At 60.0% G+C, this 26,033-nt stretch carries 21 protein-coding genes and 2 tRNA genes; 11 read left to right on the forward strand and 12 right to left on the reverse strand.

Going from position 1 to position 26,033, the window contains the following annotated elements; all coding sequences use genetic code 11:
• Positions 1 to 147 precede the first annotated feature (147 nt).
• Entirely contained in the window at positions 148 to 786 is a 639-nt protein-coding gene (locus tag NW840_RS05680) for a class I SAM-dependent methyltransferase (RefSeq protein ID WP_414342928.1), read from the forward strand.
• 64 nt (positions 787 to 850) lie between these two features.
• Here the strand turns inward: NW840_RS05680 and NW840_RS05685 are convergent, their stop codons facing one another.
• Entirely contained in the window at positions 851 to 1,366 is a 516-nt protein-coding gene (locus tag NW840_RS05685) for a TIGR02652 family protein (protein ID WP_011433824.1), read from the reverse strand.
• Positions 1,367 to 1,667: 301 nt separating this feature from the next.
• On the opposite strand from NW840_RS05685, the gene rimP reads away from it, so the two are divergent.
• The 3 genes from rimP (at position 1,668) to NW840_RS05700 (ending at position 5,557) form a co-directional block, all read left to right on the forward strand.
• Positions 1,668 to 2,138 carry a ribosome maturation factor RimP gene (gene rimP / locus NW840_RS05690; RefSeq protein WP_011433822.1) on the forward strand — a complete coding sequence of 157 codons (471 nt, stop codon included), beginning with the start codon at positions 1,668 to 1,670 and terminating at the stop codon, positions 2,136 to 2,138.
• Positions 2,139 to 2,273: 135 nt separating this feature from the next.
• A complete protein-coding gene (nusA, locus tag NW840_RS05695) occupies positions 2,274 to 3,647 on the forward strand; it encodes a transcription termination factor NusA (protein ID WP_011433821.1) in 1,374 nt (457 codons plus the stop codon).
• Positions 3,648 to 3,940: 293 nt separating this feature from the next.
• On the forward strand, positions 3,941 to 5,557 hold the full coding sequence (locus NW840_RS05700; protein WP_414342932.1) for a B12-binding domain-containing radical SAM protein: 1,617 nt from the start codon (positions 3,941 to 3,943) through the stop codon (positions 5,555 to 5,557).
• A gap of 6 nt (positions 5,558 to 5,563) precedes the next feature.
• On the opposite strand, the gene NW840_RS05705 is transcribed toward NW840_RS05700, so the two are convergent.
• Positions 5,564 to 6,082: an inorganic diphosphatase gene (locus NW840_RS05705; RefSeq protein ID WP_414342957.1), complete on the reverse strand. Its 519-nt coding sequence runs from the start codon at positions 6,080 to 6,082 to the stop codon at positions 5,564 to 5,566.
• Between the two features lie 283 nt (positions 6,083 to 6,365).
• Positions 6,366 to 6,437 (reverse strand) — tRNA-Asn (locus NW840_RS05710).
• Between the two features lie 224 nt (positions 6,438 to 6,661).
• Between NW840_RS05710 and yidC the strand changes: the two genes are divergently transcribed.
• The 4 genes from yidC to NW840_RS05730 all read left to right on the forward strand — a co-directional run bounded on the left by yidC (position 6,662) and on the right by NW840_RS05730 (position 10,032).
• A complete protein-coding gene (gene yidC, locus NW840_RS05715; RefSeq protein ID WP_414342935.1) occupies positions 6,662 to 7,852 on the forward strand; it encodes a membrane protein insertase YidC in 1,191 nt (396 codons plus the stop codon).
• Between the two features lie 70 nt (positions 7,853 to 7,922).
• The gene (locus NW840_RS05720) at positions 7,923 to 8,534 is read left to right on the forward strand and encodes a protein jag (protein WP_414342938.1); all 612 of its coding nucleotides are present in this window, start codon (positions 7,923 to 7,925) and stop codon (positions 8,532 to 8,534) included.
• 89 nt (positions 8,535 to 8,623) lie between these two features.
• Positions 8,624 to 9,112 (forward strand): YceD family protein, encoded by a 489-nt coding sequence (locus NW840_RS05725; protein ID WP_011433815.1) that lies wholly within the window; start codon positions 8,624 to 8,626, stop codon positions 9,110 to 9,112.
• 8 nt (positions 9,113 to 9,120) lie between these two features.
• Positions 9,121 to 10,032 carry a homogentisate phytyltransferase gene (locus tag NW840_RS05730; RefSeq protein WP_414342941.1) on the forward strand — a complete coding sequence of 304 codons (912 nt, stop codon included), beginning with the start codon at positions 9,121 to 9,123 and terminating at the stop codon, positions 10,030 to 10,032.
• A gap of 209 nt (positions 10,033 to 10,241) precedes the next feature.
• Here the strand turns inward: NW840_RS05730 and NW840_RS05735 are convergent, their stop codons facing one another.
• A complete protein-coding gene (locus NW840_RS05735) occupies positions 10,242 to 11,042 on the reverse strand; it encodes a photosystem II S4 domain protein (protein WP_414342943.1) in 801 nt (266 codons plus the stop codon).
• 69 nt (positions 11,043 to 11,111) lie between these two features.
• Between NW840_RS05735 and NW840_RS05740 the strand changes: the two genes are divergently transcribed.
• Positions 11,112 to 11,184 (forward strand) — tRNA-His (locus NW840_RS05740).
• 310 nt (positions 11,185 to 11,494) lie between these two features.
• Here NW840_RS05740 and NW840_RS05745 read toward each other — a convergent pair.
• The 4 genes from NW840_RS05745 to NW840_RS05760 form a co-directional block, all read right to left on the reverse strand.
• Positions 11,495 to 13,591, reverse strand: coding sequence for a hydantoinase/oxoprolinase family protein (locus tag NW840_RS05745; protein WP_414342946.1), 2,097 nt, complete (start codon positions 13,589 to 13,591; stop codon positions 11,495 to 11,497).
• A 14-nt stretch (positions 13,592 to 13,605) separates the two neighbouring features.
• A complete protein-coding gene (locus NW840_RS05750; protein WP_414342948.1) occupies positions 13,606 to 14,856 on the reverse strand; it encodes a DUF815 domain-containing protein in 1,251 nt (416 codons plus the stop codon).
• A 90-nt stretch (positions 14,857 to 14,946) separates the two neighbouring features.
• Positions 14,947 to 15,237: a hypothetical protein gene (locus NW840_RS05755; RefSeq protein WP_011433810.1), complete on the reverse strand. Its 291-nt coding sequence runs from the start codon at positions 15,235 to 15,237 to the stop codon at positions 14,947 to 14,949.
• A 65-nt stretch (positions 15,238 to 15,302) separates the two neighbouring features.
• On the reverse strand, positions 15,303 to 17,174 hold the full coding sequence (locus NW840_RS05760) for an FAD-dependent oxidoreductase (RefSeq protein ID WP_414342951.1): 1,872 nt from the start codon (positions 17,172 to 17,174) through the stop codon (positions 15,303 to 15,305).
• A gap of 87 nt (positions 17,175 to 17,261) precedes the next feature.
• Here NW840_RS05760 and metG point away from each other — a divergent pair, with 87 nt between their 5' ends.
• Complete coding sequence (gene metG, locus NW840_RS05765; RefSeq protein ID WP_414342959.1) at positions 17,262 to 18,818, forward strand: methionine--tRNA ligase; 1,557 nt, start codon at positions 17,262 to 17,264, stop codon at positions 18,816 to 18,818.
• On the opposite strand, the gene NW840_RS05770 is transcribed toward metG, so the two are convergent.
• From NW840_RS05770 to NW840_RS05785, 4 genes are all read right to left on the reverse strand, one after another.
• Positions 18,815 to 19,363 carry a hypothetical protein gene (locus NW840_RS05770; RefSeq protein WP_011433807.1) on the reverse strand — a complete coding sequence of 183 codons (549 nt, stop codon included), beginning with the start codon at positions 19,361 to 19,363 and terminating at the stop codon, positions 18,815 to 18,817. The genes metG and NW840_RS05770 overlap by 4 nt on opposite strands.
• On the reverse strand, positions 19,360 to 19,731 hold the full coding sequence (locus NW840_RS05775) for a YtxH domain-containing protein (protein ID WP_011433806.1): 372 nt from the start codon (positions 19,729 to 19,731) through the stop codon (positions 19,360 to 19,362). The genes NW840_RS05770 and NW840_RS05775 overlap by 4 nt, the downstream gene beginning before the upstream one ends.
• Positions 19,732 to 19,830: 99 nt before the next feature.
• On the reverse strand, positions 19,831 to 22,236 hold the full coding sequence (priA, locus tag NW840_RS05780; RefSeq protein ID WP_414342961.1) for a primosomal protein N': 2,406 nt from the start codon (positions 22,234 to 22,236) through the stop codon (positions 19,831 to 19,833).
• 41 nt (positions 22,237 to 22,277) lie between these two features.
• Positions 22,278 to 23,642 (reverse strand): hypothetical protein, encoded by a 1,365-nt coding sequence (locus NW840_RS05785; protein WP_414342953.1) that lies wholly within the window; start codon positions 23,640 to 23,642, stop codon positions 22,278 to 22,280.
• 589 nt (positions 23,643 to 24,231) lie between these two features.
• On the opposite strand from NW840_RS05785, the gene NW840_RS05790 reads away from it, so the two are divergent.
• Positions 24,232 to 25,785 (forward strand): TolC family protein, encoded by a 1,554-nt coding sequence (locus NW840_RS05790; protein ID WP_414342956.1) that lies wholly within the window; start codon positions 24,232 to 24,234, stop codon positions 25,783 to 25,785.
• Positions 25,786 to 26,033: the final 248 nt, after the last annotated feature.

The raw sequence follows: 26,033 nt of genomic DNA on the forward strand, positions 1-26,033 counted from the left end.
GTAACCTCGCATTCCTCCCGGCACTGACCCTACGGGTACAGTGCGGGGCTCCTGCGATTTCTAGCTGAAGGTGACCGCTCAACCGCAACCTGTCCAGACGGTTTAAGCTGCTCAAAGATGAATGCCTGAATATCTGGGAATGGTTGCATGAACCTCTATCGCCGAGTGATCTTCCCGCAACTGTTGGATCTGGCCCTCTCGGGGGAACGGATAGAGCGCTATCGGCGGCAGCTTCTGGCCCATGTGCAGGGATCCGTTCTGGAGATTGGTTTTGGCACCGGCCTCAACCTACCCTGCTACCCAGAGCACATTCGCAAGATCACAGGGGTAGACCCCAATCCCGGCATGGGATCCCTGGCTCGTCGGCGCATTGCCTCTTCTCCCATCGCCGTTGATTGGCAGGTGGCGGATGCCCAGGAACTGCCTTTTCCAAGCCAGAGTTTTGATAGCGTGGTTAGCACCTGGACATTGTGCAGCATTCCCAATGTGGCCAAGGCTTTAGGGGAAATCCGGCGGGTGTTGCGAGCGGGGGGCAAGCTGTTTTTTCTCGAACACGGCCTCAGTGAGGATCCCCAGGTGCAAAGATGGCAAAATTGTCTTAACTCTATACAAAAGGTAATCGCAGATGGCTGCAACCTAAACCGAGATATGGCTCGGTTGATCCAGGGAGCGGGGTTTCGGTTTGAGCAACTGGAGCGGTTTTATATGCCTGACCAGCCGAGATTCATTGGCTACACCTATCAAGGCATAGCGCTTCCCGCCGCGGAAGGAAACTTCCAGTTCTAGAAGACTTGAGCAGCCACCAATTTTCCAACAGCTCTCTACCTGTTCGCCTTTCTAATCACACAGTCTAATCACACAGTTGCAGACGGGATTGCGGCTGCCGCATGGCCGGGTCGATCTCGTAGGTCAGCTCAAAGTTGATCACCCTCCAGCGCTGAGGGGATCCACCCCTATCCTCTGGGATTTGGGAGCTGAAGCTGACGGGCAAGCCATAGAGGCGAGGTGGGCCAGGACGACGGTGGGATCCCTGCTCCAGATAGGGAGTGAGCAACTGGCGGTAGCGCTCGGCCACGATCACCTGAGTGGCTCGCATTCCTTGCATGCGCAGCCGATCCAATTCTTCATGAATCTCAAAACGGATCCCATCGGCGTGGGTGTGCTGACGAAACCAGCGACCTTCCCAAAAGCGCCAGCGCCGTCCGGATTGCAGGTGTACCAGCTCCTCTTGTTCGGCATCCGCCTCAAATGCACCATGGCGAGGGCAGAGGTAGGTATCGGTCAGGGTGAGGGCCGCAATCGTTTGCCGACAGTGGGGGCACTGAATGCTGGGGCCGAAGATCGGGTAGGAAAAGGCAACAGTCATAGGAAACCCCACAAAACGCGGCTGGATATCTGGGCAAATCCGCAGTTGTCCACATTATAGATGTTGCCTTTTGGGGATCCCCATGACAAAACCGGGGGAGATCTTCTAAATTAGGAGGTAGGGGGGATGCGCTCGAAGTCTGTACTGATTCTGGGCGAGCCTCAAGGAGCTCCGCGATAGCAACGGGGAGTGGGTGGTACCCACTTCTTTGCTTTTTGAGGGGGCTTACTGTCCCCTTTGCCAGCTCCGGCTCAAAGGGGTTTGGATCTGGCGGCAACACCCGGTTGGTGACAAGTTGGTTATGGTTCACCCTCTTATTCCACAGTTGGAGAGCTTGGCCCGTCCCTTGGCCGCTCAACTGGGATACCAGTTGGTGCAGATGGTTTTCCACACCAACCAGCATCCGCCAGTTCTGCGGGTGGATATCCGCCCACTGGATCCCGACCGAGAAACCAGCCATGCCGATTGCGAAGCCATGAGCCAAGCCTTAGAAGTCGAGCTGGATCGGGTGGATCTGATCCCAGGCCAGTATGTGTTGGAGGTGTCCAGCCCTGGCATCAGCAACCTTCTCACCAGCGATCGCGACTTTGTGGTTTTCAAAGGGTTTGCGGTGGAGGTGACCTTGGATCCACCCTACAAGGGCAAAGCCGTTTGGTCAGGACACCTGCTGGGTCGGGATGAGGAGAGGGTTGCCTTATCCCTCAAGGGGCGGCGAGTTCAGTTGCCCCGCGCTTCGGTGCAGCGGGTTGCCCTCTCATCGGAAACTGACTAGGAGACCGGAGATAGAGAGAGCGTTTGACCGCAGGTGGTGCGGCCCTCCCTTCGCATCAGAGATGCGGGTTCAGTTCCCGCTGTGGAGCAATAGCAACAGCAAGTTTCACGAAGTTTGTGCAGGAGGACAGTGGTTATGGCGATGGTGCCTCTGCCGGGTTTGGCGGAAATGGTGGAGATGATCTCGCGGGAGCGCAACTTGCCCCGCCATGTGGTCACCGATGCTCTGCGAGAGGCGCTGCTCAAGGGCTACGAACGCTACCGCAAAACCATCCAGCGAGATGTGGTCTTTGCAGAAGACCACTTCCGCAATTTCGATGTGGAGTTGGATGTGGAGGCAGGAGGCTTTCGCGTTTTGGCCACCAAAGCCATCGTTGAGCAGGTGCAAAACCCCGACCATGAGATCTCTCTGTACGATGTGCAGCAGGATTACCCAGAAGCCGAAGTAGGCTGGGAAGTCACAGATGATGTCACCCCACAACAGGCGGAATTTGGCCGCATGGCGGCCATCCAAACCAAGCAGGTGCTGGCGCAAAAGTTACGGGATCAGCAGCGCCGTCTGATTCAGGAAGAGTTCCGCGATCTGGAAAAAACCGTACTGCAGGCACGGGTGCTGCGCACCGAGCGGCAGACGGTGATCATGTCGGTATCCAGCGGTTTCGGACAACCTGAGGTGGAAGCAGAACTGCCCAAGAAGGAACAGCTGGCCAGCGATCGCTACACTCCCAACGCGGTGATGAAGGTCTATCTCAAGAAAGTCTATGAGGGATCCCGGCGGGGGCCACAGCTTTTGGTTTCCCGGGCCGATGCTGGCTTGGTGGTGAACCTGTTTGCCAACGAGGTGCCAGAAATTGAAGAGGATATCGTGCGAATTGTGGCAGTGGCGCGGGAGGCCAACCCCCCTTCCCGAAATGTGGGGCCACGTACCAAGATTGCGGTCGATACGGTGGAGCGGGACGTGGATCCAGTGGGGGCCTGTATTGGCGCGAGGGGATCCCGGATTCAGGCGGTGGTAGCAGAGCTGCGCAACGAGAAAATCGATGTCATCCGCTGGTCGCCGGATCCTGCCACCTACATTGCCAACGCCCTCAGCCCGGCCAAGGTGGTGGAGGTGCGGCTAGTGGATCCGGAAATCCAGCAAGCTCATGTGTTGGTCAACAGCGACCAGCTCAGTTTGGCCATTGGCAAAGAGGGGCAAAATGTGCGCCTGGCAGCCCGCCTCACCGGTTGGAAAATCGACATCAAGGAAGTGGAGAGCTACCGCGCAGCGCTGGAGGAAGCCCAAGCGCAAGGGTTGCCCTATCCCTTCATCACTCCAGCGGCACTGGAGCGCTTCCAGCGGCGGGCAGAGCGGGCTGCTTTGGGCCTAGAGGATGAGGAATACGAAGAAAAGCGCCGCCTGGAGGAAGAGGAGCTGGCGGGGGACGATAGGCTGGAAGAAGACTGGGCTGACGAAGAGGAGGACTTCGACTACGACGCCGAGTTCGACATTGCCCAGCCGAAGGGGTAATGATATACGCTCTACCCTCACTTTGCCCGTACACTTTGCTCGTAGAGGGCGGCTTCTGCCGGAAGTCTGGGCTTTGGAATGAGTTTTGCTGCAGGGGATCGCGGTTGCACCGAGACCGCAATGGCGCATGTGGGGTTTTCCTGCCTGCTTGGGCAGAACTGCCCTGTTCCGGCAATCTGCATTGGTGAAAGATGCTAGCTTTTGTTAGCATGCAGGAGCCAAAAAAGTTCGGCAGGCAAATCAAAACTCTTCCGAGCCAGAACCCAAACCTCAATCCAACACAGCGGGATCCCTTGGCTACCCCAGAGTTTGCCCTGGAGCAGTTGCTCTTCGCCCCGGCTACGCCCGACCCCGACGCGGTGCGGGTAATCTACGCCTTTCCCAACACCTACGCAGTGGGGATCACCAGCCTGGGCTATCAAGTCATCTGGAGTCTGCTGGCCAGCCGCCGAGATGTGGCCGTCTCCCGCCTCTTTACAGACTTGGCTGAACCCCTGCCCCGGGAGCCGGAGCTGTTCGGCTTTTCCCTATCCTGGGAGCTGGATTATGTCCATATCCTGGCTCTGCTGGAACGGCACGGGATCCCTCCCAGATCTGAGGAGCGGGAAGAAGCCCACCCCTTGGTCTTTGGCGGCGGCCCGGTACTGACAGCCAACCCTGAGCCCTTTGCCGAGTTTTTTGACCTGATCTTGCTGGGGGATGGGGAAGGTCTTCTGGAGAAGATGATTGAGATCTATCGGCAGGTGCGCCAGGGATCCCGGGCTGAGAAATTGCAGGCGCTAGCGCAGGTGCCGGGGATCTATGTGCCCGGCTTGTATGAACCCCAATACCGCGAGCCCGACGGCCCGGTGGAGAAGGTGATCCCCAAAGGGGCCGGGATCCCTAGCTCCATTCGCAAACACACCTTCCGCGGCAACACCCTCTCGGTTTCTACGGTGGTTACCCCCAAAGCGGCTTGGGAGAGCATCTACATGGTGGAGGTGGTGCGCAGCTGCCCGGAGATGTGTCGGTTTTGCCTGGCCAGCTATCTCACCCTGCCTTTCCGGGTGGCGGATGTGGAGGGGCATTTGATCCCGGCGGTAGAACGGGGGCTGCAGGTCACTCAGCGGATTGGGTTGCTGGGGGCTTCTGTAACCCAGCACCCCCAATTTGAGCAGTTGCTGGAGCACTTGGCCCAGGATCGCTTCGAGCAGGTGCGTCTCAGTTTGGCCTCGGTGCGCACCGCTACCGTAACCCCACGTCTGGCGCAGGTACTCTCCCGCCGGGGCAGCCAGTCCATTACGGTGGCCATCGAAAGTGGCTCAGAACAACTGCGCCAGATCATCAACAAGAAGTTAAGCAACCCGGAAATCTTGGCAGCAGCAGCCCACGCCCAGGCTGGAGGTCTGAAGGGCATTAAGTTCTACGGCATGGTAGGGATCCCGGCGGAAACCCAGGCAGATCTGGAGGCCACAGTAGCCCTTTTCCAAGAGCTCAAAAAAGCGGCTCCCGGCCTGCGCCTAACGCTGGGGTGCAGCACCTTTGTGCCCAAAGCCCACACCCCTTTTCAGTGGTACGGAGTGGATCCCCAAGCCGAGAAAAAACTGCAGTTTTTCCAGAAACACCTGCGTCCCCTGGGGGTGGAGTTTCGCCCGGAAAGCTATAGCTGGTCCGTGATCCAGGCCCTCATCTCGCGAGGGGATCGGCGGGTGGGAAAGGTCTTGCAGTTGGCGCGGGACTTTGGCGAATCTTTGGGGAGCTACCGGCGGGCTTTCAAAGAGCTTAAAGGGCAACTGCCGCCCCTAGACTACTACGTGCACAGCCACTGGGATCCAGCGGATCCCTTGCCTTGGCAACACATCGAAGGGCCCCTCACCCCAGAGCGACTGTTGCAACATCGCCAGGAAGCTCTTTCTGTTCGCATCCCTTAGAGATGTCTATTGGGGTTGTTTGCAGGCCGCAATGCTGCTGGCAATGACCGCCTCGGTTTCGGCCAAACCTTTCCAGCCCAAGATCTGGGTTTCTTTCTTTTCCAGGCGCTTGTAGGTGGCGAAAAACTCCGCGATCTCATCCAGGCGGTGCTGGGCGATGTCTTCCAGCTTGGTCACCGAAGCATAGCGGGGATCCTTAGCAGGCACACACAGCAGCTTCTCATCCGGATCCCCGCCATCGATCATCTGCAACATGCCCAAGGGTCGCACCGTGACCACACACCCTGGGAAAGTGGGCTGATCCATGATCACCAAGCCATCCAAGGGATCCCCATCCCCGGCCAGCGTATTGGGCACAAAGCCGTAGTCGTAAGGGTACTGCACCGAGGAATAGAGCACCCGATCCAGCGCCATCGCTGCCATGTCTTTGTCGAACTCATACTTGTTTTTGCTGCCGCCGGGAATCTCGATCAAGATGTTGAGCAGGCCGGGCTTGGGTTGGGCAGGGATCCGCGACAGGTCGATCACAGCAAGCACCCTCGGATTGGGAATAGACAGCCAGAGGGTATTCTGACATACTCCTTGCCCCAAAGGACAGAGACTCTTGACACTTGCCGGGAACAGGCGGGACGAAACCCTTAGCCGCCTTCACATTGCTTCACATTATTTTCTCCACGTCTGGCTTAGCGTCGCATCTTCCTCGACGAGATGGGAGACTGGGTTTTCTCTCCCCCTTTCCCTCAGCAGGCCCAGAGCCGCCTGGAAGGATAGGGTTCCGGATCCGGCTTCCTTGATTGGCTCAGACATACTCCCCGGGCAAGATTCGAACTTGCGACCAATCGGTTAACAGCCGACCGCTCTACCGCTGAGCTACCGAGGATCAAGCGTTTCTCATCATAGGGGAAAAAAGGACTGCTAGGCAACTGCCGGCGGGGGGTTCTTGTTGGGCCTTGGGATCCCTGTTCAGTGGAGCGGGCTTGATTTTGCTCAATTGCTCGCCTTTCTCAGGTCTATCTGACGGATCCAGGGGACAAACCCTGAAAACGCCCTCGTCAACCGAACGGAAGCCATTACAATGGTTACGGACATTTGCCAGCGCCCCTCATGGACTTCGGAGTCGGATTTCTCTCCAACAACGTCATGCTGCCGATCCTGGATTTTTTCTACGGGATCGTGCCCAGCTATGGACTGGCCATTATCTTCCTGACGTTGGTGATCCGCTTTGCCCTCTACCCGCTCAATGTGGGATCCATCCGCAACATGCGGCGCATGAAGGTGATCAGCCCGGTGATGCAGCGGCGGATGCGAGAACTCCAGGAGAAATACCGAGACGACCCGCAGAAGCTTCGGGAAGCCCAGGCCAAGCTTTACAGCGAGCTGGGGGCCAATCCCTTGGGGGGCTGCCTGCCACTGCTCATTCAAATGCCAGTGCTGTTTGCCCTGTTTGCCACCCTGCGGGGCTCCCCCTTTGCAGCGGTGACCTACGATGTCAACTTGCAGATCCTGCCGGCGGAAATGGCGGCTGAGGTGGTACCAGCTCCCTACGTCAGCCCCAGCAAGAACATTTTTGTCACCGACTCTCTCCACAGGCCAGTGGTGCTGGTGGAACCCAAAGGCACCAAGGTTGCCGTTGGGGAGGAGGTGCAATTTCTGCTTCAAGGGCCGGGGGGCAAACCTTTTGAGCAGTTGGTGGCCGAAGCGGGTGGGGATCCCAATCTGTTACAGCCCACCTGGAAGATCACCAAAGGGGAAGATCGTGCCCAGATCAAGCCGGATGGCACCTTGCTGGCTCTGCAGCCGGGGGATGTGACCGTGCAGGTGTCCATTCCCGGTTTGGCCTCTGACACCGGCTTTCTGTTCATCGACAAGTTGGGCCGTGTGGGGGCCTTCGACGAGGATGGCACCATCCACTGGGATATCATCGCCATGATCGTCATCTTTGGGGTGTCCATTTACCTGAACCAGTACCTAACCAATGCCGGACAGGATACCGGCAAAGAGGATCCCAGCCAAAGTTCCATGGCTCGGATCACCCCTGTGCTGTTCTCGGCGATGTTCCTGTTCTTCCCTCTGCCGGCAGGGGTTTTGCTCTACATCCTTGTCTCTAATATCTTCCAAACGGTGCAGACCTTCCTGCTCTCGCGGGAGCCGTTGCCGGAGAACTTACAGCAGTTGGTGGAAGAGGAGCGCCGTCGGGCTGCCCAGGCGATCACGGTGGAGGCCAAGGAAGTGGAAAAATCGACCAAGCCCAGAGCAGCCAAGGAGGGACGGGAATCCTTGCCCTTTGAGCCCTAGGGGATCCTCGCTGTTGGGGTGGACTTGTGGTGGAGTGTTGATACCTCTTCAAAGTTGGAAGCTGCCCAGGATGAGCCGTCCTAAGTCTTCTACGGGATCTGCTGCTAAGAAATCTGAGGGAAACGTTGCCCCTTCGCCAAACAAGTCCACCTTTGCGGCCAATCAAGAGCGAGCCAGGCAGTGGTTACAGCAGGTGCTGGCGGCTATGGGGATCCCAGCGGCGGTGCGGGTGGTGGGGGAGGTGCTGGAAATTGAGGCAGACTCTTTGACCCCAGCTCAGAAGCGGCTGCTGTTGGCGAAAGCCCCCCCCTTGCCCTCTCCATCTTCCAGAGATTCCCCTCAAGAGGAGGATCGCTCCCCCGTGGTGCTGGATGCGTTGCAGTACCTGGCCAACACCCTTCTCAACCTGAACCAGCCGGAAGACCAGCAGCAGCCCTACATTTTGGATTTGGACGGCTATCGGCAGCGGCGTTTGCAGGAGCTGAAGGTTTTGGTTGCCGCTGCTGTGGAAAAGGTGAGGGCCACTGGCCGGGAATACGAGTTTCCCGATCTCTCGGCTGCCGAGCGTCGGCAAATTCATACTCTCTTGAATGACCCTGCCTATGCCGATCTGGAAACTTTCAGCCGTGGCAAAGAGCCTGACCGGCGCTTGGTTATCCGTCGGGCAGCTTCCCCATCTTGAGAGTGGGCAGAGGGCTGGGAACAAGTTGGCCCTCTTGCTACGGTGACGACAGGGATCCCGGCTATCCAAAACGCGTGAAGGGGGGTGCCATGCTGAGGCCAATTCGTCTATCGGATCTGCGGCAGATGCCGGATCAAACCCAAGAATTGCAGTTTAGGCAGTTTTTTTCGGGCTTTGAGAGTTTGACCCCTGTGGAGGGATCCCTGGAAGTCAGCCATCGGGGCCATTTTCTCGAAGTGAGTGCTGAAGCTCGTACCATTGTCACCCTCACCTGCCACCGCTGCCTACAGCAGTTCAACCACCGGCTGCACCTGGAAGTTGAGGAGATCATTTTGATTCGGGATCCCGAACCTCTCCCCTTGGAGCTGGAATTGCAAGACGAAGAAGATCTGCTGGAGAGCCTGCCCCCCAATGGTGAGCTGGATGTCGAAGACTGGATGTACCAGCACCTGCATTTGGAGATGCCCCGCCAGTTGCCCTGCCGTCCCGATTGTCCGGGCATTGCGGTGGAAGCTACAGCACCAACGGCGGATCCCCGCTGGGCAGCCCTAGCTTCTCTCCTGGAAGACTCTCCCTAGCTTTTTTGATGTTGCGCCCACAAGTTCTCTGGCGTTTTGCTCGACCCCACACCGTCTACGGCACCAGCGCCAGCGTGGTGGGCCTCTACCTGTTGGCGGGGTTTGTGGCTGCCGGATCCCTGCAACCGGTTCTCTCGGCGCTGCCCCAGTTGGTCTGGGCTTGGGCGGCCTGTCTGGCGGCCAATGTCTACATCGTCGGCTTGAATCAACTGACGGATATTGAAATCGACCGCATCAACAAACCCCATTTGCCCTTGGCTGCTGGATCCCTGAGTTGGCGACAGGGGGTGGGGATCGTCGTGGGTTGTGGAGCGGCGTCCGTCCTACTGGCCATGGCCGGGATCCCCTACCTGCTGCTGACGGTGCTTTTGAGCAATGGGATCGGCACGGCCTATTCGCTGCCCCCCTTGCGGTTGAAGCGTTTTCCGCTGGCGGCCTCGGCTTGCATCTACAGCGTGCGCGGCTTGATCGTCAATTTGGGCCTTTACAGCCATTTTCAGCAGGTGATGCAGGGAAGGGTCGAGCTTTCAGCCCCGATTGTTTGGCTGACGGGGTTTATGTCGATTTTTGGGTTGGTGATCGCCCTTTTCAAAGATATTCCCGACATGGAAGGGGATCGCCAGTTTGCCATTGCCACCTTCTCGCTGCGCTTTGGGCCAGGGCGGATCTCAAGGTTTTGCATTAGCATTTTGGCCTTGTGCTATCTGGGATTTATCGGGGTGGGGATCTCTTTTCTCCTTGCGGGCAACGGCCTCTGGCTGTTGGTGGGCCATGTGTTGGGGCTGGGGATCCTCTTGGGCTATGGTGTCCATCTGGATCTCAGCCGTCGGGAGACGATTGTTGGCTATTATCAACTGATCTGGAAGTTGTTTTACTTGGAGTATTTGCTTTACCCTTGGGCCTTTTTCTCTTTTTTCTAGAGCATTTCTTGAAGCTGCAGTCGCTTCAAATTAGGATGGACACCTGAGCTACTGATCGCGCCAGCGGGACGGAGTCCTTGAAAAGACTTCTGGCCCTATGCATTATTGCTCTACAACACTGACGCGACCAACGTTTCGGGTGTGGGCACAGTATCCTAGTTTGAACCAAAATGAGCATAACGATCTCCCAAAACTCAGGCAAGAAAAACCTAGAGATACCGCGTCATTTGCACTCGAAAGCGGCCTTTTTTCGTTTCGGCTACCTCTTCAATTTGCAGCCGACCACGACCGCGAATGGCAATCCAATCCTGAGGGCCAACGGTGTAGCTGGCTTGGGTAATGGGCTTCCAGTTGACCCGCACTTCCCCCCGTTGGATTTCTTCCACCATCTTGCTGCGGGAGATGCCAAACCCAGCTGAGGCTACCGCATCCAGGCGCAAAGAGGCTTCCACGCTGGTGATGGATTTGACGCGGGGGGGTTGAATGTTCAACTGGCTCAGGAGGATCCGGCTCACTTTGACAGGCACTGTGCGCACCTGAGTCAGGTTTAGGGTGAGGTAATCCACCATTTCGGGCACAACGATGGCCTGGGCGCCTGAGTCCCCCAACAGGAGGATGTCTCCCACTTTCTCGCGGGCGATGCCGGACGCCAACAGGGCTCCCAGAAAATCGCGGTGGGTAGCCGGGTCGAAGAGAAAGTTGCCTTGAATCTGAATGGCGGCCAATGGGATCCCTTCTGGGTCGGACTTTGGATCCCGGACATCCAGACCCACCTCAGAGCGGGCCAGGGCTATGCGTTGGCGTTCTGCTTGGGGGTACCCTCCCCAGGCCCCCACTTGCAGTTCGGTCAAGTTGCGCAGCCGAGCTTGCACCTCTGCTATTTCCGGTGGCGAGAGGAAGTCGCTCCAGACCACTTGCCAGGTTTTGAGAGCTTGCTCTCCCAAATCCAAGACCCGTGCCAAGGTTTCTCGATACTCTGCCCCTTGCAACAAATCGGCTCTGGGTAGCATTTTGAGGCGCTTCGACCTTTGTAGTTCAGTCCCGTTTTTTCCATGCTAAGCTAGATAGCCGGAATCGCGGCGGGCGTAGCCAAGCGGTTAAGGCAGAGGATTGTGGATCCTCCATTCGTGGGTTCGAGTCCCATCGTCCGCCCTTGAGGGAAATCGCGAAAATCCAGTCAGGGCAAGGGCTGCAGAGGCCAGTCCATCTATCTAGACCCTGCCCAATGAAAACAAGCAACACCCCATCTGGACGCAAAAATCGTGAAGGGAGTCGTCAAGGCAATCTGCAGCCCCTGGCTCTCCCCCTCAAAACAAGCTCGGTTAGGGTCGTTTCAGGTTAGGGTGAGCTTCTGGCCCCATGCATTATTGCTCCGCAACGCCGACGCGAGCAACGTTTTGGGTGTGGGCACAGTATCCTAGTTTGAATCGAAATGACCATGACGCTCTGCTTGCGGATGGACTCACCAGGACTTTGTCCCGCTATCGCGAACACAGCTCAAGATTAGGGTTCCCACTTCGTCAATGACACCTGTCCAACCGGCTTCGATCACCGCCGTTGCCTCCGGCATCTCGACAATTGCCGGCCCGCGCAGTTGAAACCCCACACCCATGCGCTGCCGATCGTAAACCGGCACCGAGCACATCCTGCCCCCAAACCATGCCTCTCGCCGACCCTTGAGGGGATCCCCTGGCAAAGGGTGGGGTGCAGTCAAAGGCACGGTGGGTAGGGCCTGCACCGCCTGTAGACGCAACTGAATTGCCTCCACCGGCTGGGCCAAATCCTGCCATCCATAGCGTTGTCGGTGGGCCTGGTGAAACTGTTGCTCCAGATGAGGAATCGGATCTGACAACCGCACCGGGATCTCCAACTCAAAAGACTGGCCGCGATAGCGCAAGTCCAAGCTGAAGTGCAGCGCCGGATCCTGCAGATCGGCTCTCGCCTGGCGGATCAGGGGTTCTGCCCATTGGGCCAGCAGGGATCCCCCTGAAGCGGACGTGAGCTGCCGCAGAGGTTGGAGGATGGCCCGCCGATAGTCTCGCCGCAGATCTGCCAAAGCCATTCCCAGCGCCGAGAGCACCCCACAGGCAGCCGGGATCAAGATCGTGCGGATGCCCAGCTCTTCTGCCAAAGCACAGGCATGCATGGGCCCGGCTCCGCCGAAGGCCAACAGGGCAAAATCGGCGGGATCCAAACCCCGCTCCACGCTGATCACCCGCAAGGCCCGCGACATGGCGACATTCGCCAAGGTGCGAATGCCAACGGCAGTTTCCTGCAAGCTCAAGCCCAAGGGATCCGCCAGCGTGGCAATAGCCTGTTCCGCTAGCCCCCGCCGTAGCTGCACCGAGTCGCCCAGCCGCCCGCCATCCGGCAGGTACCCCAGCCAGAGGTTGGCATCAGTAACCGTCGGAGCTGTTCCCCCCCGACCGTAGCAGGCCGGCCCAGGGTTGGATCCGGCACTCTCTGGCCCCACCTGGAGCCCACCGCCGGGCAGCAAATAGGCCAGGGATCCGCCGCCGGCACTGACGGTGTGGATGTCAATTTGGGGCTGTTGCACGGGCAAGCCGCACACCACCGCTGCGGGAGTAACCTGGGGGATCCCATCTTGGATCAAGGCCACATCTGTGCTGGTTCCCCCCATATCGAAGCTGAGCAAGTGGGGGTAGCCACTCAGCCGACCCAGATAGGCCGCCCCATAAACCCCGCCTGCCGGCCCTGAGAGCAAAGCCACCGAAGCATGGGCCGCCGCCTGAGCAATGGAGGTCACCCCGCCGGAAGACTGCATGATCAACGGTTGGGGGATCCCTCGCTCCCGACATCCTTGGGCCAAGCGGTGCAGGTAGCCCGCCAATGCCGGGCTGAGGTAGGCATCGATGGCGGTGGTGCTGAAGCGCTCGTATTCTCGGAACTCCGGCGCCACCTCGCAAGACAGGGAAAGATGTAGCTCCGGGAAAGCCTGTCGCAAGGCCATTCCCAGCCGCTGTTCGTGCTCCGGGTAGAGAAAAGAAAACAAAAACCCCACCCCAATAGCGCGGATCCCATCCCGCTGCACCCGTTCCCCCACCTCCTGCACCACCCGCCGGATTTCGGCATCGGTGAGCGGCTCCAACACTCCGCCCGCGCTGCAGCGCTCCTTCACCTCCAGGCAATGGTGGCGGGGCACCACTGGCTCCGGCTTGGGCTGTGTCAGGTCATACAGAGAGGGGCGGTTTTGACGGGCAATGGCCAGCACATCCCGAAAGCCCGCCGTGGTCAAAAACAGGGTGGGGGATCCCTTGCGCTCCAGCAGCGCGTTGGTGGCCACCGTCATGCCATGGCAGAACAGGTCAACCCGGAGCTCTCCTTGGAGCGCCCCCAGCTTGTCCAGCGCCGCAAAGACTCCCTCCTCAGGGCTGGGGGTAGACAGCACCTTCGCCGTCTGCATCTGGCCATCCTGCAAGAGCACCAGATCGGTAAAGGTGCCCCCCACATCGATCCCCAGGCGGGCCAAGCCTCGGCTTGCTTCCGTCTGATCCAGATTGGCCGGATCGAGGTTGCTACCCAACGCTGATGCGACCATGGCTTCTATCGCTTCTATAGTCCATCGCTGTCCTTCACCAGCCCTGCCCGAACGGCATCCAAGAACTGGCGGGCAGTGCGACCGGAAAAGCCGTTTTGCTGTTGGGCCCAGATTAAGGCCTGGCGGCGCAGGGCATCCAGAGATTGGGTGAAACCCAGCCGCTGGGCCAAGTGTTCTACGGTTGCCAGGTAATCTCCCTGGGTGAAGGGGGTGAAGGTGAGGGTGAGGCCGAAGCGATCCCGCAGCGACAGCTTTTCCTGGACCGTATCCCAGGCGTGGACTTCTTGATCTTGGGGATTGGGACGGTCGCCGAAAAACTCGCGGATGAGATGGCGGCGGTTGCTGGTGGCATAAAGACGCACGTTGAGGGGCGGCGCAACGAGATCCCCCTCCAGGAGCACCTTGAGCTGCTTGAACTCGGTTTCCTCTGCCTCAAAGGAGAGATCGTCCACAAACAAGATAAAAGGCAACACCTGCGCCCGCAGCTCTGCCAAAATCTCCGGCAACTGAATCAAGTCTGTTCGCCTCAGCTCCAATAGGCGCAACCCCTGCGGGCCGTAGCGGCGCAACAACGCCTTCACCAGAGAAGACTTGCCGGTGCCCCGCGCCCCGTAGAGCAACACATGCAGGGCCGGATCTCCCCGCAGCAGCGCTTCGGTGTTGGCCGCCAACTGCTGTTTCTGCCGTTCGTAGCCGTAGATCTCCTCCCAGTCAGGCAGATCGGGAGCAGGGATCCCTTCTAGCCCTGCTGGCCCCCAGCGAAAGGCCCAGTAGCGACCACAGAGCCCTACCCCCCTTTGGCGGTAGTGGGCAATTAAGGTCTCCAAGCTCTGGCCCCAATCGGCAAAAGAGCGGGGATCCCAGCCAGCGCTATCGGTTTCCCCATCGGGCCAGGGGATCCCCAACCCCAACGCCTGCATCTGCTCGGCAATGGTCTCCTGACTGTCCGCTAGGGTTTGCAGACAGCGCAGGTCGTGGCGGGCCGCCTGCATCAGAGGCTCTGGGATCCCTTGGGGCTGCAGCGCTGCACGGGCAAAGGGGTTATCGGCCCAGCGGATCTCCCGGATCAGCCACTCCCGCCAGCTCAGGCCCTGCCGGGCCAACTGCTCAAACCAGCGCCCGTAGGCCGCCCAGCAAGGCAAGGGATCCCCTGTCATCAACTGCTGGATTAGCTCCTGCCAGGCTAGGGCTAGGGAGTGGGTGCAGATGTCCCGGAATACCAGCAGCTTGGCCGCTGCTTCTGCTGCTTCTTGGAGAGGGGTCATCGCTTGAAGCCGCTCTAACTTGGCGTTGCTTATCCGCTCCCTAGGGGAGGAGACTGGGGGTAGTTGCGTTAACAACACGGAGCGCTTGAGTTACCTGGCATTGTCCCGCCGGCCCAGTTCATAGAGGCCTCCGCCGACGCAGGCGATCAGGCCGCAGGAGACGGCCCAGCTTTTGCCCAAGGAGATCTCCGTCAGGGCTACCACCAAGCCTGCTGCCAGCAAAAAGGGAAGGGTGCTCAGCAAGGAAGCCAAAGCTCCACTGGGATCCCATAGCAATTGCTTTTCCCAGCTCTCCTGCAGCTTTTGATGCAGCGGCGAAAACCCCCACATTAGCCCTAAGCCCCACAGAGCCGTGGCGGCCCATAAAGAGGGGCGAAGCATCTCCCAGCCCACAAGTCCAACCCCAACGGGATCCACCGGTCAACTCCCAACCCTGCCTTTCTAGGCTAGCGGGATTGGGCCCAATCGGTGGCGGTAATGGTGGTGCCAGGAAATTGAATGGGGTTGCCCAAGCTCTGGATTTGGGCCTGGAGAGCTGGCAACAGCCGCAAATCCAAAAGCGGCTCCTCCACGATCTCTGCCGGGATCAGATCCCGCTCCAGGGCAAAGTGGGCCGTGTGACCGGCGGCGGTGCCAATGGCCCATTCCACCGGATGCACCCGGTAGGAGGCACTGGCAATGCGGCTGGTGGCGATATTTTTGTTGCCGGCTAGCAGATTGTCAATGCGCTGGGGGATCAGAGCCCGCAGGGGAATCTGGTAGGGGTAGCTGGGCGCTTGCGAGTCTTTATTGTTGCTGGGAGGCAGCGAAAAATCCGGCAGCAGGCAGTCGTGAAAGTCGATGGGGTACTGGCCCACCCCCACTGAGTCGTAGAAGATAAAGGGGCGACCACGATTCAACTCCGATTCCCGCGTGGTGATATCCGACTCGTAGATGGTAAATCCCTGCGGGTAGGCCCCACTGGGGCGACCGATGATGCGCCGTGACTCGCGGATGTAGGGATATTTGGAAAGGCCGCTGGCAGTTCCCATGGGGGTATTGGGCCCCCGTAGGTAGGCATAGCGCAAGTAGAAGTCTTTTTGAAAGTTGGGATCCTCCTGTTGCAGGAGAAAATCCGTCCTTCCCGCCACCAGCCAGTAGAAAAAGCCCTTAGCATGCTGCTCAGCTCGCCGCAGGGCTTCCACCCGCAGGCCCCCCATCCAGCCGCCCGGCTGCAGTTGGCCTGAGGCCTGCAGTTGCTCGTGGGTAAGGATGAGGTTCATCTCCGGGCCGGTGATGCGCCAGTCGTTGCCCCAAGTCCAGTTCTGCATGGATTGATCCCCCACCCGGATGGCCTCTTCCCCAAAGCCGAACACCTGCCCCCGGATGCGGCGGTAGGTAAAGACCAGGCCAAAGTTAAAGCGCGGCTGTTCAAAGCTGTAGTAGGGACCGTGCAGTGGGTCATTGTAGAACTCGGGCTTGATGGGGACTTGGGGCACAGCAGAGCGCTCCAGGACAAAGGTGTAGGTGAAGCCCTGGGTACAGTAGGGATCCACATAGGGCTTGGAGCTGGGTTCCCAGCGGCTTTGGCCATCGGTTCCCAGGCGGTAGGGCACCCGCGCCAGGGGCAGCAGCTCGCCGGTTTCAGTAGCGTCGATCACCACCCAGGGCAGGGTTTTGTCTTGGCGTTCTGGCGGCGGCTCAAAGCGCAGGATCTCCTTGTCCCAGTCCTCGGTGGGTTCTAGACGATAAAAATCGAGAAAGTAGCTGGAGAGATCCCCTCGATTCTCTGGCTGGACGCCGGCGTGTTTGGGGATGTTGCGAATGGCCTGCACACTGCGGATCTGAGAGTCTTTGATCTCCAAATCCTTCACTACCGTCTCGGTGAACAGCCGCAACTGCCCCGACTGCAGATAGGGATCCAACATCTCCCGAATCACCTGGTGGCCCACCTGAGGGGAAAAGCAGAGCACGCTCACCCAGCATTTGCCCGGATTGGGATCCCCGCCGTATTTTTCCCGTACCCGCCGGCGAAACTCGCTGTAGCCTTTGGGGAAGATGTCATTTTCTCGTTGCAGGGGTCGCTCGTCCAAAGCGGAGACTCCCTGGGCGCTCACCTGCCCCCCGATCCAATCGGTGATCTCCGTCATGCACACCTGCCGGCCCAGTTGCAGCGCGTCATAGGCCGCCGCCACCCCCCCCAGCCCACCCCCCGCGATGAAAATCTCACAGGGGATCCGGGTTTCCGGCAAGGGCTGGGCCAGAGCCGCTCCCGCCCCGAGGATCCCTACTCCCAACGCCACACCGCTCCACCCCAGAAGGTTGACCTGAAGTTTCATCGAATGACCTCTCCACACCCACGCTACAGCTTGGCCTTTTGGACTTTCCCGCAACCTCTATCATGGGAGAAAGCCTTGCGGATGCTCATGCCGGATTCCACCTTTGTCATCACCACCCCCATCTACTACGTCAACGCCGCTCCCCATATTGGCAGCGCCTACACCACCCTGGTGGCGGATGCCATTGCCCGTTACCATCGCCTGTGGGGCAAGGATGTGCTGATGGTGACGGGAACCGACGAGCACGGCCAGAAGATCCAGCGTACCGCCGAAGAACGGGGCGTTCCGCCGCAGCAGCACTGTGATGAGTTTTCTGCCGAGTTTGCGAAACTGTGGCACCTACTCCACATCCGCCACGACCGCTTCATCCGCACCACGGATCCCCGCCACAAGGCCATTGTGCGGGAGTTTTTTCAGCGGGTCTGGGATCAGGGGGATATTTTCGTTGGGCGGCAGCAGGGGTGGTACTGCGTTGCCTGCGAAGAGTTTAAAGACGAGGCGGAGCTGCTAGAAGGTGGGTTTTGCCCTCTGCACCCCACCAAGAAAGTGGAGTGGAAAGATGAAGAAAACTACTTTTTTCGCCTCTCCCGCTACCAGGAAAAGCTGGAAGCCCTCTATGCCGAGCAGCCGGAGTTTATCCAACCAGAAAGCCGCCGCAATGAGGTGATTAACTTTGTCAAGCAGGGCCTGCGGGATTTTTCCATTTCTCGCCCCAGCGTCTCCTGGGGGATCCCTTTTCCGGCGGATCCCGGCCAAACCCTCTACGTCTGGTTTGACGCCCTGATCAACTACATCAGTGCCGCTCTGGATCCTGACGACGAGCCCACCTTGGCAAATGCCCTACGCCGCTACTGGCCTGCGGATGTGCACCTGGTGGGCAAGGATATTGTCCGCTTCCACGCCATTTACTGGCCGGCCATGCTCATGTCCGCAGGTCTGCCCCTGCCCAAGCAGGTGTTTGGCCACGGCTTTCTCACCAAGGATGGCCTCAAGATGAGCAAAAGCCTGGGGAACACAGTGGATCCCTTTGAGCTGGTGCAGCAATACGGCGCCGATGCCGTGCGCTACTACTTTCTGACGGAAATCGAGCTGGGCAAGGATGGCGATTTCAGCGAGGGCCGCTTCGTTGACGTGCTCAACGCCGATCTGGCCAACGATCTGGGCAATCTGCTCAACCGCACCCTCACCATGCTCAAGAAATATCAACCGGACTACCGCATTCCCGCCGTCGGGATCCCTGCAGATCACCCCCTCAAAACCCTGGCCGAGCGCCTTGCCCCGGCAGTGGCCGACGCCTACGAGCGGCTGGATCCCAGCTCTGCTGCCCGCAAAGCCCTCAGCTTAGCCCAGGCCAGCAACAAATACCTTGATGAGCAGGCTCCTTGGACGCTGCACAAGCAAGGGCAAAACGAACGGGTGGCCCAGATTCTCTACGCCGTTTTGGAAAGCGTGCGCTGGGTGGCAGTCCTGCTCTCCCCCCTCATTCCCGCTCTCAGCCTCAAGATCCTGCAGCAACTGGGGTTCTCCCTCACCGACATCACGCAACTGCGCTGGGATCCCGATGCGACTTGGGGCCAGCTTCCCCCCGGGCAAGAGCCCCAGCCTCCTACGCCTGTCTTTCAGAAGATCCTGAGGAACGCCTAGGGATTGGCGATGTCCGGTCGGGAAGATTGGGCAGCGGCTTGGGATCCCTCTGGTGTGGCTCCGCCGGCAAAAGGGCGGTCACCTCCCAGGGGAAGTGTTGATGAAGCAGCGGAGAAAGAACGGTTGGATGGGTCGGATGGGCGCAGCCGCGGGTTGTGAATCGCGCCAGTGGTGGGGGGCACTTCGCCGGACAGCGTCTGCCAGGCTGCCCGTACCCCTGCCCAAAAGCTGCGGATATTGACTTGGGCGCCCTGGGCTTGGGTGCGTGCTCCTTCGATGGAGCGGTTGACCTGCTTCACCACTTGCCCAGCCCCTTTCACCCCTTCGTCGAGGCTGTCGGCAATCTCGCTCACTTCCAGGCTGGTCAGGCGCAGGGCCTCCAGCGTGGGCGGCAATTCCCGCAGCAGCGTGTCGAAAAAGCGCTCCACGCTCTGGGCAGCTCGACCCAGTTGAATGACGGCAGGTAGTAGGGTCAGGATCACTGCCAAAATGCCCACTGCTACCAGGCCTACCGAGAGGCCGAGCCAAAATACCGGGTCGTTCATCCCGCCGCCTCCTCCCCATCCCGAGCTTCTAGGTCAGCTTCTTCCCCGCCAAAGGGACGCGAGTTCTGGGCTTGGAGCAGCTCCCTTCGCTTCTGCAACATGGCTTCTTTGCCCACCGCCACTGCCTGCTGCAGCCGCAGCAGAGCCTCATCCAAACTGCGTTGGGCAGCGTCGAACAACTTTTCCGATTGATATTGCAGACTGCTGGTCACATCTTCTGCCACCTCTGGCAGGGCCTCTGCCGATTTCTTCAGCAGTCGCCGCGTCTCCCGTCCGCTGCGGGGAGCCAAGAGCAGGCCAATGGCGGTGCCCACAGCAGTTCCCAGCAACAGCCCACCAATAAACGCGCCAGTCCGGTTTTCAGCCATGCTTTGCCAGAGTTGAGTTGGATACGGGTGGCCCCGAAACCAGACTACCTTAAGATCTCGCGGGATCGGCGGGCTTGCCGCGCGCCGGGTCAACTGTTCCTAGAGAATCCGCAGGGGATCCACATCTATGCTGACGCGGATCCCTTGGGGGAGATGGCCAATGGCGGCCTGGATCTGCGCAGCCAGCTTCGGGCGATCCCAACCTTGGTCGGGAAGCTGCTTCAACAGGATCTGCCAGCGGTAGCGTCCGGCAACCCGCTCCACCTGAGCTGGCCCCGGCCCCAACACCTCTGCCGGGATCCCCTGTAGGCGTTCGGCCACCCGATGGCAGTAGCGCTCCAGGGCTTCCAGGCAGGTGCTGCTCAAGCGGATCAAAATCAAGGCTCGATGGGGAGGATAGCCCCCCTCTTGCCGTTGTTGCAGTTCTGCCCGCAAGAAGCCCTCGTAATCTTGGGCCAGTACCGCCCTCAAAATCGGGTGCTCCGGCAGATAGGTCTGGATAATCGCCTGTCCTGGCAGGGATCCCCGGCCCGAGCGCCCCGCCACCTGGGTGAGCAGTTGAAAGCTGCGCTCGCCGGCGCGATAGTCGGCTTGGTGCAACAGCCCATCGGCGGCCATCACGCCCACCAAGGTCACCTGGGGAATGTCCAACCCTTTGGTGAGCATTTGCGTGCCCACCAACACCTGGGCCTTGCCGCTGCGAAACTGCTCCAGCAAATCGCGATGGGATCCCTTGCGGCGGGTGGCGTCGCTGTCGTAGCGCAAAATCGAGAGCTGGGGCCAATGCTGGTGCAGCACTTCCACCACTTTTTGGGTGCCGGTGCCGAAGTGCTTCAGGTAGGGGGATCCACAGGCGGGGCAGCGCTGCGGATGGGGTTGGCGGGCGCCGCAGTAGTGGCAGCGCAGTTCCTGCCCGCCGAGATGGGCCAGATGAAAGGTGAGAGAAACATCACAATGCTCGCAGGTGAGGACAAACCCGCAGCTCCGGCACAAGACGAAGGTGCTGTGGCCGCGGCGGGGGACAAAGAGAATGGCCTGTTCCCCTCTGTCCAGCGTCTGCTGCAGGGCCTGGTGTAGACGGCGGCTGAGGATGCTGCGGTTGCCGGCTTGGAGCTCCTGGCGCATGTCCACCAGCTCCAGTTGGGGCAGGGTGGCCGGGATCCCAGCTTGGGGGATGCGCTGCGGCAGGGCCAGCCGGATCCACCGCTGCGGATCCTGCAGATGGGCGGCATAGGTTTCCACCGCTGGGGTTGCACTGCCCAGGACCAGGGGACAACCGGCCAGCTCGGCCCGCCACTCGGCCACCTGACGGGCGTGGTAGCAGGGCTGGGGCTGATCCTGCTTGAAGCTGTCGTCGTGCTCTTCGTCCAAGACGATCAGGCCCAGCTTGGACAAGGGGGCAAACACCGCCGAGCGGGTGCCGATCACCACTTGGGGGGTGGAGGACAGCATCTGCCGCCAGGTGTCGTAGCGCTCGCCTTCCGAGAGGCCGCTGTGGTAGGCCCACACCTGGGATCCCAGCCGCGCCCGAAACCGATCCATCAGTTGCGGGGTAAGGCCGATCTCGGGCACCAGCACCAGCGCCGACCGTCCTTGCTGCAGCACCTGGGCGATCACCTGCAGGTACACTTCCGTTTTCCCAGAACCGGTGACCCCGTGCAGTAAAAACCGCTGGAACCGGCCCAAAGCTTGCCGGATCGCCTCTACCGCCTGGGCCTGGGCGGCCGTCAAGGGCCTGGGCGGATCCCGCCACCCCGGCGGGCTGGCATCTCCCAGCCGCAGCAGTGGGCGCTCGTAGAGGTGGACACGGCCTTTGCGGGCCAACCCCTGCAGAACCGCTCGGCTCACTCCTGCCAGGCGCTCCCACTCGGCGAGCAGCAGCTCTCCCCCCTTCTGCTTGAGGATCTGCAGCGCCTTCTGCTGAGGGAGGCTCAGCCCCTCTGGGGAGTCGTCGGCCAGACTGGCGGCCAGCTGGGTTTTCACCCTGCCCCCCTGTTGCTCCTGCCAAAAGCTCTCCACCCAACCCCGTCGCTGCAGTTCCCGCAGGGCGAGGGCGGCAGTGGGCACCTGCTGTTGCACATAGCGCCAAGACAGCTCTCCCCCTTTGGCCTGAAGCAGCTGCAGCAGGGTTTGGGCAGCCGGCGAACATTCCTCCCCTTCGGCAGGGAGCCTGAGCAAGCGGACACGCCGCTGAGAACGGCTGAGCAAGCCGGGGGGCAATACCGTGCGCACCACCTGGGCCAGAGGGGTGAGGTAATAGTCGGCCACCCGCTGCAGCAGGGGCCAGAATTCTTTGGGCAGGATCCCTTTGGCCACCACCGCCTCGATCTCCCGCACCGACTGCGGATCCACCCCTGCCGGCAGCTCGGAGCGCCAACCCAAGGCCACTGCCCCCGCCATTTGCTGACCAAAGGGTACGCTGAGCAGGTCGCCCGCTTCTGGCGCGGATCCCTCTGGCACCCGATAGGTAAAGCAGCCCCCCAACTGGGGATGATCCACCCACACCTCCAGCCAGCGGGGAGGAACAGGCTGCAACACGGGATCCCTCACGGACGGGGCAGAAACCTCGGCAGATCGACCGCCCGCTTGCTTGCCCGAGACGGTAGAGGTTGGGCCAGGGGCTGAATTGTAGGCTTGGCAGCAGGGGTTGGAGACAGAGCCTGGCCAAGGGACTCTGTTCGCGTGAGGGCGCTGGAGGTATCGGCCCGAGGTGGGACATCCAAGCCTTTGCGTTCCAAAGCCGCCTTCAAGCTCAGCACATGCATCTGCTGCTGCTCGTATTTTTCTCGGAGAGAGCGGTTTTCTTCCCACAGGGCAGCACGCTCCCCTTGCAGGGCTTTGATCTGCTCTGCTTGCTTCTCCAGTTGCGTGGACAAGGTTGCAATTTCTTCTTGCAGATGGAGAATGGTTGCCTGCGCAGAGCGCAACTGTGGCTGCCAGTCGGGTTGGGCGGCCAACTGCTCCAAGGCAGCCTGCAACTGCCGCTCCATGGCGGAGAGATGCTGCTGGGCTTGGGCGTACTGTTCCTGCAGATGGCGGTGCTCTTGCTGCCAACGGGTAACTTCCGCCTGGGCTTGAGAGAGGGCCACTTGCAGCGCTTCGGCCTGGGCCTGCCACTGCTGTTGAAGCTGTTGCTGCGCCAGGGATCCCTGGCGCAGATGCTCCTGCTGAGCTTGCAAAGCCGCCAATTGAGCTTGGGCTTCGGCCAGGGCTGCTTCTAGCTCTTGCCGTTGTTCCCGCCAGCGCTGCTCGGCCTCGGCTTCCGTCTCGGCATAGCCCGCCAAACGGGCCTCGAGGTGTTCCCGTTGCTCCTGCCAGGCTGCCTGTTGGTCGCTGTACAAAGCTCGCAGGCTGCTCAGCTCCGCCTGAGTTTCGGCAATTTGAGTGCGGGCCAGAGAAAGCTCTGCCTTAAAGCGTTGCAGCATTTCCACCCGCTTTTCCGCCACATCCTGGGCTTCCAGCAGAGAGGCCTGCAGCTCCTGCTGGCGCTGTTCCCATTGACGGCGCTCCTGAGCGTGGGCCAAGCGTAGCTGCTCAATCTGCTCCTGCAGGGCCTCGATATCCTGCCGCTGCCGTTCATTTAAGCGTTGCCGAGCAGCAAGCTGAGCTTCCTGATCCGAGATCTGGACTTTCTGAGCCGCCAAAGTCTGCTGCAACTGTTGCAAGAGATGCTCCCGCTCCTGCAGCGCCTTCTCTTGTTCGGCCACCTTCTGGTGCAAAGCCTGCAGTTGTTCCTGAAGAACTCGCCGCTCTTGGAGCTCGGCTTCGGCTTTGAGCAGACGGCTCTCCAAGGGCTGTTGCTGCCTCAGGGCCAAATGGCGCTCCGTGCTGGGATCCGGTTCGGATGCTGAACAGCCCGCATGAGTCTCTGAAAGGATGGGATCCGAGTCACCTGAAGAGGGAGCACGCATAGATTGAAGGAGAGATGAAGAAGCGGGAGCAAATGATAAAGTTCCCTGCAGTATAGAGAGATTTTTGGGCGGGTTCAAGCCAGAAGGGTGATCTTGTAAAATCTCCTGCTGCTCCGCACGGCGCGGAGTGCTATCGGCCTGTTTTGGCCGCGCTCTTGCTTCTGAGGTTCCCAAATCCCCGGACTGGGCAGAAGGGCTTGGCTTACTTTTTTTCGGCCGCGAGGCTCGATCCCGACCGGAAGAGGTCTCCCCTTGCTTGGGCGTGCTCTGAGAGTCTGCCACCTTGCCCCCTTTCATCACCCACACCACCCACCATCGCCATCACGGACAGATGGCCCCACCATTCTAAACTGAGTCTAAATCTAAATCGACTCGGTCTCAATCCAAGCGTCTCTGCTGAGTGTAGAGGAGTCCCGCCCGTGCTCGGAGCTCCTGGCAGACGCAGGTCGGCCTCATCGTTGCAGGGGCAAATGCGAGGACTCGCTTCCACTGGCCCGAACAGGGCAGCCAGCGAGCCTGCGGAAAACCGTCTTATCTTTGTCCTTCATTTTGCGATACTGCTAGGGGTGATGTTGAGAATGACCGCACGATGGCGATGCAAAATGGAGCCAGGGATCCGCTTCAACTTCCTCAACGGCAGACAAACTCGGCGGGATCCCAGTTGTGCCTTGCCTGTTCTGCTCCCTGTGGCCTACTGTTGAGCCTGCTCTGGGTTGTCCCTGCTCTTGCTCAGCCGGAATCTCCCAGCTCTGCTGCCTTTGCTCTGCCCAACAGCCGCGAAATCCTCACCCCCCCACCCCCCCCCACCCTATCGATTCCCTCCAACCCTGCTGACCCTACCCCTGCGGCTGACCTGGCTTTGCAGGGGGCTTCCAAGGCTGAAGAATTGGTGGTGCCCCAATCCCCCTTGCAGGTGCGCATCGAGCGAAGGGAGGGCTTGTCTTTGGAAGAAGCTCTGGAGATCGCCGTTGCCCAGAACCCGGCTGTGCAGCAGGCCAGACTGACTGTCGAGCGGGCCGAGGCCGGGGTAGCTCTAGCTCAAGCTGCCTTTGCTCCCACCCTCTCCAGCCGTGCCAACTACCAGTACAGTGAGGCTCCCTCTCCTGGTGGTGGGCCAAGGCGCGAATCCCACACCCTCTCGGCCAGTGTGGTGCGGGTGGAGTATACCGCCTTTGACAGTGGCCTTAGGGAGCAAAACCTGAAGCTGGCCCAAGAAGCGCTGCGCATCGCCCAACTGCAGCTGGAGCAAACGCTGCAGACGGTCAAACAAGCTGTGGCCAATGCCTACTACGATCTGCAAAGCGCAGATGCCAGGGTTGCCATCAGCCAAGCTGCCGTCGAAAGTTCCGAAGCCACCCTGCGGGATGCTCAAGCCCGAGAACGGGCCGGGCTGGGTACCCGCTTTGAGATTCTCCAGGCAGAGACGGAATTGGCCAACAATCGACAAACCTTGCTGGCGGCTCAAAACACCCAGCAACTGAATCGCCGCCGCCTGGCCGAACTGCTGAATTTTCCCAGCCCCACCGACGTGTTGGCCAGCGACCGCATTGAGCCGATGGGGGAGTGGGATCTCAGCCTGGAAGAGACCATCATTGCTGCCTTTGCCCAACGACAGGAATTGGAGCGCCGACGCCGAGAATTGGAGCAGGCCCAAAGCCGTGTGCGCCTAGCACAGGCCCGCAATGGCCCCCGAATTGGCTTATTCGCCAGCCTCGATGCCGTTAACGATTTCAACGCCAGCCGCGATAGCTTTGATGTTGGCTATTCGGTGGGAGCCAATTTCAGCTTGACTTGGTTTGATGGAGGAGAAGCGGCTGCCCAAGCCCGCCAAGCCCAGATCGATGGACAGGTGGCCGTGAGCAACTTCGTCGGCACCCGCAATGAAATCCAGCGGGGGGTGGAAGAAGCCTTCCTGACCCTCAGCTCCAGCCGCGAACAGATCGACTCGGCCAAAGTGGCAATTGCCTCAGCAGAAGAGAGCCTGCGCTTGGCCCGGCTGCGCCTGCAAGCGGGGGTGGGCACCCAAACGGAGGTGATCAATGCTGAAGCTGCCCTCACCACTGCCCGTGGCAACCTTTCCAATGCTGTAATCGCCTACAATCGCGCCCTGGTACAACTGAAACGGGCCATTGGCAGCCTTTGACTTGAGCCTTTCTCCCTCACTCCCAGCCCTTCTTCCAAAAGGAGAGGGGTGCTATGGATACCGCGACGAAACAGTTCTATTCCAACTTGAGCTGTTGTGACATACTCCCGCACTCATGCTGATGCAAAGCGCTCCGCGCCGCTAGCGCGAAAAGGACATTTCCTGCGCTTGAGGACTACGTCCCGCTGACGCGAAAAGAACGGGATGCCCCACCGCCCTGTGCTTGATGTTGATGGCCGCATGGTGGT

This window comes from Synechococcus sp. R5-13, from assembly GCF_047462015.1.
In the GTDB taxonomy this organism is placed as follows: Bacteria; Cyanobacteriota; Cyanobacteriia; order Thermostichales; family Thermostichaceae; genus Thermostichus.

Coding starts and splice junctions, on each gene's coding strand:
- NW840_RS05680 (WP_414342928.1), top strand. CDS start 148: ATGAACCTCTATCGCCGAGTGATCTTCCCGCAACTGTTGGATCTGGCC.
- NW840_RS05685 (WP_011433824.1), bottom strand. CDS start 1,366: ATGACTGTTGCCTTTTCCTACCCGATCTTCGGCCCCAGCATTCAGTGC.
- rimP (WP_011433822.1), top strand. CDS start 1,668: ATGGTTCACCCTCTTATTCCACAGTTGGAGAGCTTGGCCCGTCCCTTG.
- nusA (WP_011433821.1), top strand. CDS start 2,274: ATGGCGATGGTGCCTCTGCCGGGTTTGGCGGAAATGGTGGAGATGATC.
- yidC (WP_414342935.1), top strand. CDS start 6,662: ATGGACTTCGGAGTCGGATTTCTCTCCAACAACGTCATGCTGCCGATC.
- NW840_RS05720 (WP_414342938.1), top strand. CDS start 7,923: ATGAGCCGTCCTAAGTCTTCTACGGGATCTGCTGCTAAGAAATCTGAG.
- NW840_RS05725 (WP_011433815.1), top strand. CDS start 8,624: ATGCTGAGGCCAATTCGTCTATCGGATCTGCGGCAGATGCCGGATCAA.
- NW840_RS05730 (WP_414342941.1), top strand. CDS start 9,121: ATGTTGCGCCCACAAGTTCTCTGGCGTTTTGCTCGACCCCACACCGTC.
- NW840_RS05735 (WP_414342943.1), bottom strand. CDS start 11,042: ATGCTACCCAGAGCCGATTTGTTGCAAGGGGCAGAGTATCGAGAAACC.
- NW840_RS05745 (WP_414342946.1), bottom strand. CDS start 13,591: ATGGTCGCATCAGCGTTGGGTAGCAACCTCGATCCGGCCAATCTGGAT.
- NW840_RS05750 (WP_414342948.1), bottom strand. CDS start 14,856: ATGACCCCTCTCCAAGAAGCAGCAGAAGCAGCGGCCAAGCTGCTGGTA.
- NW840_RS05755 (WP_011433810.1), bottom strand. CDS start 15,237: ATGCTTCGCCCCTCTTTATGGGCCGCCACGGCTCTGTGGGGCTTAGGG.
- NW840_RS05760 (WP_414342951.1), bottom strand. CDS start 17,174: ATGAAACTTCAGGTCAACCTTCTGGGGTGGAGCGGTGTGGCGTTGGGA.
- metG (WP_414342959.1), top strand. CDS start 17,262: ATGCCGGATTCCACCTTTGTCATCACCACCCCCATCTACTACGTCAAC.
- NW840_RS05770 (WP_011433807.1), bottom strand. CDS start 19,363: ATGAACGACCCGGTATTTTGGCTCGGCCTCTCGGTAGGCCTGGTAGCA.
- NW840_RS05775 (WP_011433806.1), bottom strand. CDS start 19,731: ATGGCTGAAAACCGGACTGGCGCGTTTATTGGTGGGCTGTTGCTGGGA.
- NW840_RS05785 (WP_414342953.1), bottom strand. CDS start 23,642: ATGCGTGCTCCCTCTTCAGGTGACTCGGATCCCATCCTTTCAGAGACT.
- NW840_RS05790 (WP_414342956.1), top strand. CDS start 24,232: ATGGCGATGCAAAATGGAGCCAGGGATCCGCTTCAACTTCCTCAACGG.